At 65.8% G+C, this 6,456-nt stretch carries 8 protein-coding genes; all 8 read left to right on the top strand.

Going from position 1 to position 6,456, the window contains the following annotated elements; translation table 11 throughout:
• Positions 1–215: 215 nt before the first annotated feature.
• Entirely contained in the window at positions 216–407 is a 192-nt protein-coding gene (locus ACFWB0_RS21530; protein WP_371054023.1) for a hypothetical protein, read from the top strand.
• A gap of 20 nt (positions 408–427) precedes the next feature.
• On the top strand, positions 428–643 hold the full coding sequence (locus ACFWB0_RS21525) for a hypothetical protein (RefSeq protein ID WP_029547350.1): 216 nt from the start codon (positions 428–430) through the stop codon (positions 641–643).
• A 77-nt stretch (positions 644–720) separates the two neighbouring features.
• A complete protein-coding gene (locus ACFWB0_RS21520; protein ID WP_371054024.1) occupies positions 721–1,659 on the top strand; it encodes a DUF3560 domain-containing protein in 939 nt (312 codons plus the stop codon).
• A gap of 62 nt (positions 1,660–1,721) precedes the next feature.
• A complete protein-coding gene (locus tag ACFWB0_RS21515) occupies positions 1,722–2,117 on the top strand; it encodes a hypothetical protein (protein ID WP_317551186.1) in 396 nt (131 codons plus the stop codon).
• A 482-nt stretch (positions 2,118–2,599) separates the two neighbouring features.
• On the top strand, positions 2,600–3,400 hold the full coding sequence (locus ACFWB0_RS21510) for a ParA family protein (protein ID WP_039585755.1): 801 nt from the start codon (positions 2,600–2,602) through the stop codon (positions 3,398–3,400).
• Positions 3,397–3,738, top strand: coding sequence for a hypothetical protein (locus ACFWB0_RS21505; protein WP_072816384.1), 342 nt, complete (start codon positions 3,397–3,399; stop codon positions 3,736–3,738). The genes ACFWB0_RS21510 and ACFWB0_RS21505 overlap by 4 nt, the downstream gene beginning before the upstream one ends.
• A 448-nt stretch (positions 3,739–4,186) precedes the next feature.
• Complete coding sequence (locus ACFWB0_RS21500; RefSeq protein WP_371054025.1) at positions 4,187–4,654, top strand: hypothetical protein; 468 nt, start codon at positions 4,187–4,189, stop codon at positions 4,652–4,654.
• A gap of 149 nt (positions 4,655–4,803) precedes the next feature.
• Complete coding sequence (locus tag ACFWB0_RS21495) at positions 4,804–6,273, top strand: ParB/RepB/Spo0J family partition protein (protein WP_371054026.1); 1,470 nt, start codon at positions 4,804–4,806, stop codon at positions 6,271–6,273.
• Positions 6,274–6,456: the final 183 nt, after the last annotated feature.

Genomic DNA, 6,456 nt, shown 5'->3' with positions numbered 1-6,456 from the left:
AAAACCCGCCCTTGCCCGGCAGTCACCGCGCCCGGTTCACCAGGCCGCACCGACCGACCGAGGTACCCGCTCCACCACCGCCACCGAACCACCCCACTCCACCCGCAAAACCGCAGGTCAGAACCTATAAACGTGTGACCGGCATCACCAGAAAAGCACCGGAAAAGCACCAACGAAACATCGAAAAAGCATCAAAACAGATGTAAACTAGAGGCATGAACAAGGAAGAGATCACCGCGAAGCTCCGCAACCTCGGCCGCGACATCGATGCCCTGCTCGAGAACATCTCGACCGGCAAGGACATCTCCGTAGTCCTGGCCGAGTCCCGCGACACCAAGGCCGCCGCCCGTGCCGCAGGCATGACCGAGGACGAAATCAGCGCCGCAATCGAATCCGGCCTCAGCTGACCCCCGGAAGGAAAGACGCGATGACCACTCCCGCCCCCGTCCAGACACTCGAGCTTCCCGACCAGTGGTGCGACTACAACGGCTGCACCACCGAAGCCACCCACACCGACGGTGAGTGGGTCATGTGCCCCCACCACGAGGAACGCGCCTACCGGACCACCACCTACTGGCGGCCGATCCTCCGCTGGACCACCCGCCCCGGCCCCCACTGGCCGGTCTTCATCGCCGAGTACTGATCCACATTCCGCGCCGGTGGGGAGTCACCGCGACTCCCCACCGGCGCGCACTACCGACCCGAACAGGAAACGCCCACATGCTCACCATCACGCACACCCCCACCGAGGGCACGATCATCGACGGCACCAGCAAAGGCGACGGCACCGCGCCGATCCTCAAAACCGCAGGTTGGAAATGGGGACGCAGCATCACCGCCTGGTACATCCCGCACAGCCGCGACCGCGCCCCCCACCTCGCCCGCATCGAACACACCGCCGCCGCCCTGCGCGCCGCCGGCTACGACGTCGAAACCGACATCGACACCACCCTCCGCGACGGCACCGACGCCCACCACGACCGCAACGAGCGTCTGACCGACCGCACAGCCGCCCTCGCAGCCAAGGCCGAACGCAAGGCCACCGCCGCCGCCGCCCACGCACGCCACGACCACGCCTGTGCCGCACTGCCCGAAGGCGGAGAACCCATCAAAGTGGGACATCACAGCGAACGACGCCACCGCCGCGCCCTCGACCGCGCCCACACCACCGCCCGCGCCGCGATCGAAGCCGACGCCGCCGCCCGCTCAGCCGCCGAATCCGCCCGCATCGCCGCCCGCAGCACCGATCACCGCTACACCCCCGCAGTGATCCACCGCCGCATCGAACGACAAAGCGCCGAACTACGCAGCATCGAACGTCACCTCACCAAGTACCGCGCTGCCGGACACACCGCCGAGACCAGCAGCCACATGCACCAGCTCGAACTCAACAAAGCCGAACTCGAGCGCGACATCGAATACTGGACCGCAGTACGCGCCGAACAGGACGCCACCGACGGCCCCAAGCTCTACCGCCGCGCCGACCTACGCCCCGGATGCTTCGTCAACTGCTCCGGCACCTGGCACAAGGTGATCCGAGTCAACGCAAAGTCGGTCACCGTCGCCACCGCCTACAGCTGGACCGACCGACTGCCCTACGACAAGATCACCGACGCCCGCGCCGAGGACGCCCACACCCCCATCCGCCCAGGTCAGTAACCCACAATCCGGCGGCCGCGACCCCCTCGCGGCCGCCGGTTCCCACTCGCCGCGAGGACGCCATGACCGCCGAATCCCTGTTCGCCGAGTGCATCATCCCCGGATGCACACAGCCCGTCACCGACGAACTCACCCCCTGCCAGACCTGCCGCACGATCTTCGGACCCATGCTGCACGAAGCCGACCGACCCCCGAGCTACACCGCCGCCGACCTCGCAGAACGAGACGCGGGCACCGCCGCTGCCTACCGCATGATGCGCGCACTACCCACCGCGGCCCAGCACAACGACCTGGACACCGAGCGAGAACGCCGCACAGCCGAACACGAAAAAGCCGCAGCGCAGGAACGCGGCGAAGCCGAAAAAGCCAACCAGACCTGCTGGCTCTGCGAAGAACGACGAACCTGCCTTCTCCGCCCCCAAGGGTGGGAATGCCGACAGTGCCGCGAGATCCGCTGACACACGGCCCGAGCCGGACGCCCTTCACGGCCCCCGGCTCGGGCCGCCGCCATATCCGCCACACCCCTACGGTCTGCCGCCACCGCGAGGCCGGCCGAGAACCGAACCCGAAGGAGCGGCTGCGCCGCGCAGACCCCACCGCCGACCACGAGCCGGCGCGAATCCCAGCGGCCCCCTGTGCACGACCGCCATCGAGAGTGTTGGATGTTCGCTAGCGCCACGCACCAGCCGCCAGGACTGGAAACCCTGCGAACGCAACCAGAGTCACCCCACCACCCCCACCCCCGTGGCAGCGGTGGCCGACGGCCAGGGCATCGAGCCCTGGCCGTCGCCGTTCCATCCACCACTGACATGAAACCGCACCTGAACAGATGCAACACCACCCAGTCCGCAACAGTCACGAAACCGCCATCCGATAAGAACCAGAAAAGCACGCTTTATGAATCAGAAGTGATGTATTATTGCATCAGGAAAGGGAGGCCATGAGTTCGAAAATCATTCTGATCGGCAACGAGAAGGGCGGGGTGGGCAAGACCACCACCGTGCTCAACGTCGGTGAAGCCCTCGCCCGTGCCGGCGAAAAGGTGCTCCTGGTCGACCTTGATCCCTCCGGCAACCTCACCCACACCCTCACCAAGTTGCAGCCCGACCTCCGTGCCGCAGCGAAGGTGACCGCCGATCACATCGTCGATATAGACCCGGAGACCCGAAAGCCCGCTGCCGAGGCGATCCTCGATGCAATACGCCCCGGCGTCGATCTCATCGCCGCCCCTGCGAACGCGGCCCACCTCATCGCCGCCGAGAAGAACATCACCAACGATCCCATCGAAGGCCCCCATGTCCTGCGGGAATCACTCGAGCCGATCCGTGACCGCTACGATTACATCCTCATCGACTGCTCCCCCACGCGAAATGCCCTCGAGATGTGCGCGCTCGTGGCCGCTGACCAGCTCATCGTCCTCAACGAAGCGCATGACTTCAGCATCGCGGCCATGCAGGGCGTGACCTCGTACGCCCAGAGCATCAAGAAGCGGCACAACAGCACTCTGTGGGTCCGCGGCACCATCCTCAACAAGGTGCAGTCCGGAACGGTCCTCGCTCGCGCCTGGACCACCCAATTCACCGAGGCCGGCATCCCCGTCCTCGGCAGCGTCCGATCCGCCGAGCCGATCAAGAGGGCCGTCAACGACGGAGTATCCCTCGCCGACACGAAGGACGGTTGGCGTCACGCCTTGGTCTATGACGACCTGGCCACCACCATTACCCAAAGGAAGAAGTCATGAGCGACATCCGCAGCATGTTCGACGCCGAAGCTCCCGACGAGAACGTCCCGGCACGGTCCGCAGCACCGAAGAAGATCGTGCAGCAACCCACCTTGACCCGGCGCACGTTCACCCTCGCCGAATCCGTCATCGACGCTGCGACCAACGCTCAAAAGGGTCTGCGCGGTGTCTACCCCGGCGCACACGGCAGTCTCAACAGCTTCATCGAGGCCGCCATCGCCGAGTACACCCACAAGCTCGAAGAGGAATACAACGGCGGCGAGCCCTTCCCCGAGGTGGAGAAGGTGCGCCGGCGCAAAGCCCGCGGCAGCAAGAACGACAGCACCGACGAGGACTGACCGCACCACAGTCCAACCGTTGAAGGCCCCGACCTCCTGGTCGGGGCCTTCGGTCTATGCGGGCCTCGTGTACAGGCACAGAAACTCCCGGCCCGACCCGCATCGCTCTACCGATCCCCGGGGGCTCCGCCCTCGGACCCCTGTCCCTCCCTCCCAAGGTTCCCGCTGCTCCGCGTGCACCGCGCCCGGTCGCCACACCACGGCCCTACCGGACCCGCCGACCACCGAGCAAGGGAAAACCCGCCCTTGCCCGGCAGTCACCGCGCCCGGTTCACCAGGCCGCACCGACCGACCGAGGTACCCGCTCCACCACCGCCACCAAACCCCCGCTACACCCGCAAAACCGCAGGTCAGAGCCTAAAAACGTGTGACCCGCATCACCAGAAAAGCACCGCAAAATCACCAATTAAACATCGAAAAAGCATCAAAACAGATATAAACTAGAGGCATGAACAAGGAAGAGAACGACCATCGCCCCGCTGGCCTCCTGCTCGACGTCTACCGCGCCCACCGCCTCGGCGACTGCACCAACGGCGGTATCAGCGCCGCCGCCGACACTCTTCTTCTGATGGGCGTCCTCGACGAGCGCCGCGCCCGCACGGGCCGCATCACGTCACTGCCGTCCGGCTGCACCCCCCACGGAGTGCGAAGCCACGTCGGCGGCCATGAGCAGATCAGCCCCACCGTCGCCGTACGGATTCGACGCCACGCCTTCATCGAAGGCAGCTATGCCGCTCTGGTCAGAGTCGAATGGAACGCCGACCGTCGTCGGTACGAACTCACCGAGTCGGGACGAGTGGTGATGTTCGGAGGCAACTATGCCGGAACCTCCGACTCGAGACTGGGCGAGCTGTCCGAACGGTATCTCGGCCACCGATCCATGATCCTGCCCATCCATGACCGCATAGAAGACTGAACCAACGGCCCCGCCCTGGCGGGGCCGTCTGCGTTTCACGGAAACCCCCAGCTCGGAGGGTAGAAAGTGTGACAATAGTCACCAAACAATCATCGAAAAAGCACCAATAAAACATCGAAAAATCATCAAAACAGATGTAAACTTGAGTTATGAACAACGGAAGCACCGCCGAATTCGCCACCCTCGACCCCGCTGACCTGCTCACCGACTCCAACATCCGCCATGACCTGCGCCTGACCGATGCCTTCCGCGAGTCGATCGCAGAGCAAGGAGTTCTGACCCCCATCACTGTGTGCCGCACCGCCGCCGGACCCCTGCGCGTGCTCACCGGCCACCGCCGCACCGCCGCAGCCCTCGAGGCCGGACTGACCCAGATCCCCGCCCTCATCGTCGGCGACGAAGGCGCTGGCACCGACGCCGCCGTCGAACGGCTCGTCACCCAGTGGAGCGAGAACGAACACCGCGCCGCGATCACCAACGGCGAACGCCTGGCCCTGTTCGAGACCCTGGCCGACCACGGACTGACCTCCACCAAGATCGCCCGTCGCACCAAGGCGCCCCGCACCGAGATCGAGGCGGCCCTGACCTTGCGCGACACCGAGCAGCGCGACGCTGTGCAACGAGGCGAGCTGACCATCGAACAAGCCGCCGCCCTCGCCGAGTTCGGCGACGATCCCGCCGCCGTCCGCCGCATCGAGTGGGCCATCGCCAGCGGACGACTCGACCACGCACTCGCCGCCGAACGGTTGCGCCGCACCGAACGCAACGCCGCACTGGCCCGCACCGAGGCGTACCTCGCAGAACACTCCATCGCCGCCGTGCCGCTTGGTGCTCTTCACGAGAGAGTGGGGGAGGGGGCCAGTCAGCTGGTCGAGCGCGTCACCGACGAAGAAGGCAACACGCCCGCCATCGAAGAAGTCGCCGCCCTCGGACACCTCGGGCTGTACGTCTACAGCTGCACCACCTATTTCGACCGCGAGAGCGGCGACGAGATCGACGCGGACTACATCGTGGACGAGCTACCCGACGGCGATGCCCGCGAGGAATGGATGATTCCCCGCGAGAACGTCGTCGAAAACCACGAGACCACGCTGTACTGGCACGTCGTCAATATCGAAGACACCCCTTGGCGCACCTGGTGGGGACACCCCCGCCCCGCCGAGCTCGAACAGGAACAAAGTGCCGAGGACCGCGCAGCTCAGCGGCGTGAAGTGATCGAGAACAACCGCGAATGGCGAGCCGCCACCGAGGTCCGCCGCAAGTGGATCGCCCAGCAGACCACCCGCAAGACCGCCCCCAAGGGCACCGCCTCATTCGTGGCAACAGTGCTGATGAAGTGGCCCCAGATCCCCGCCGCCTATCACGCCCGCACCCTGGCCGAACAGATGCTCCCCACGTCCGACGCTCTCGCGAAGCTCGCCAGCGCCACCGACCCCCGCGCCCTGGTCCTGCTGCGCGCCCACATCCTCATCGCCCTCGAGTCCCAGGTCGGCGTCGAGCACTGGCGCAAGCCCACCGACCTGTCGCAGTTCTACCTGCGCGCCATCGAAGCCCAGGGCTACACCCTCGCCGACATCGAGCGCCGCGCAGCCGGACTCGACCCCCTCGACGAGCAGTAACGCCCCTTCCGGTGGGCGGTCGTATCGGCCGCCCACCGGGCCAGACCACTCACTGGGTGCCGGCCCCCGGCACGCATGGCCGTGGGCCGGGGCCCCGAAACCCCGGCGCCGGCGGCGCCCCCGCCCCCGCCCACCCCAACCAAAAAAAAAAAAAAAAAAAAAAAAAAACAAATAAAAAAAAAA

Source organism: Rhodococcus sp. NPDC060086, from assembly GCF_042730275.1.
In the GTDB taxonomy this organism is placed as follows: Bacteria; Actinomycetota; Actinomycetes; order Mycobacteriales; family Mycobacteriaceae; genus Rhodococcus.
This window is presented reverse-complemented; position numbering and strand designations above follow the sequence as displayed.

Bases quoted from the DNA above. Each gene is read 5' to 3' on its own strand.
- ACFWB0_RS21530 (WP_371054023.1), top strand. From the start codon at position 216: ATGAACAAGGAAGAGATCACCGCGAAGCTCCGCAACCTCGGCCGCGAC.
- ACFWB0_RS21525 (WP_029547350.1), top strand. From the start codon at position 428: ATGACCACTCCCGCCCCCGTCCAGACACTCGAGCTTCCCGACCAGTGG.
- ACFWB0_RS21520 (WP_371054024.1), top strand. From the start codon at position 721: ATGCTCACCATCACGCACACCCCCACCGAGGGCACGATCATCGACGGC.
- ACFWB0_RS21515 (WP_317551186.1), top strand. From the start codon at position 1,722: ATGACCGCCGAATCCCTGTTCGCCGAGTGCATCATCCCCGGATGCACA.
- ACFWB0_RS21510 (WP_039585755.1), top strand. From the start codon at position 2,600: ATGAGTTCGAAAATCATTCTGATCGGCAACGAGAAGGGCGGGGTGGGC.
- ACFWB0_RS21505 (WP_072816384.1), top strand. From the start codon at position 3,397: ATGAGCGACATCCGCAGCATGTTCGACGCCGAAGCTCCCGACGAGAAC.
- ACFWB0_RS21500 (WP_371054025.1), top strand. From the start codon at position 4,187: ATGAACAAGGAAGAGAACGACCATCGCCCCGCTGGCCTCCTGCTCGAC.
- ACFWB0_RS21495 (WP_371054026.1), top strand. From the start codon at position 4,804: ATGAACAACGGAAGCACCGCCGAATTCGCCACCCTCGACCCCGCTGAC.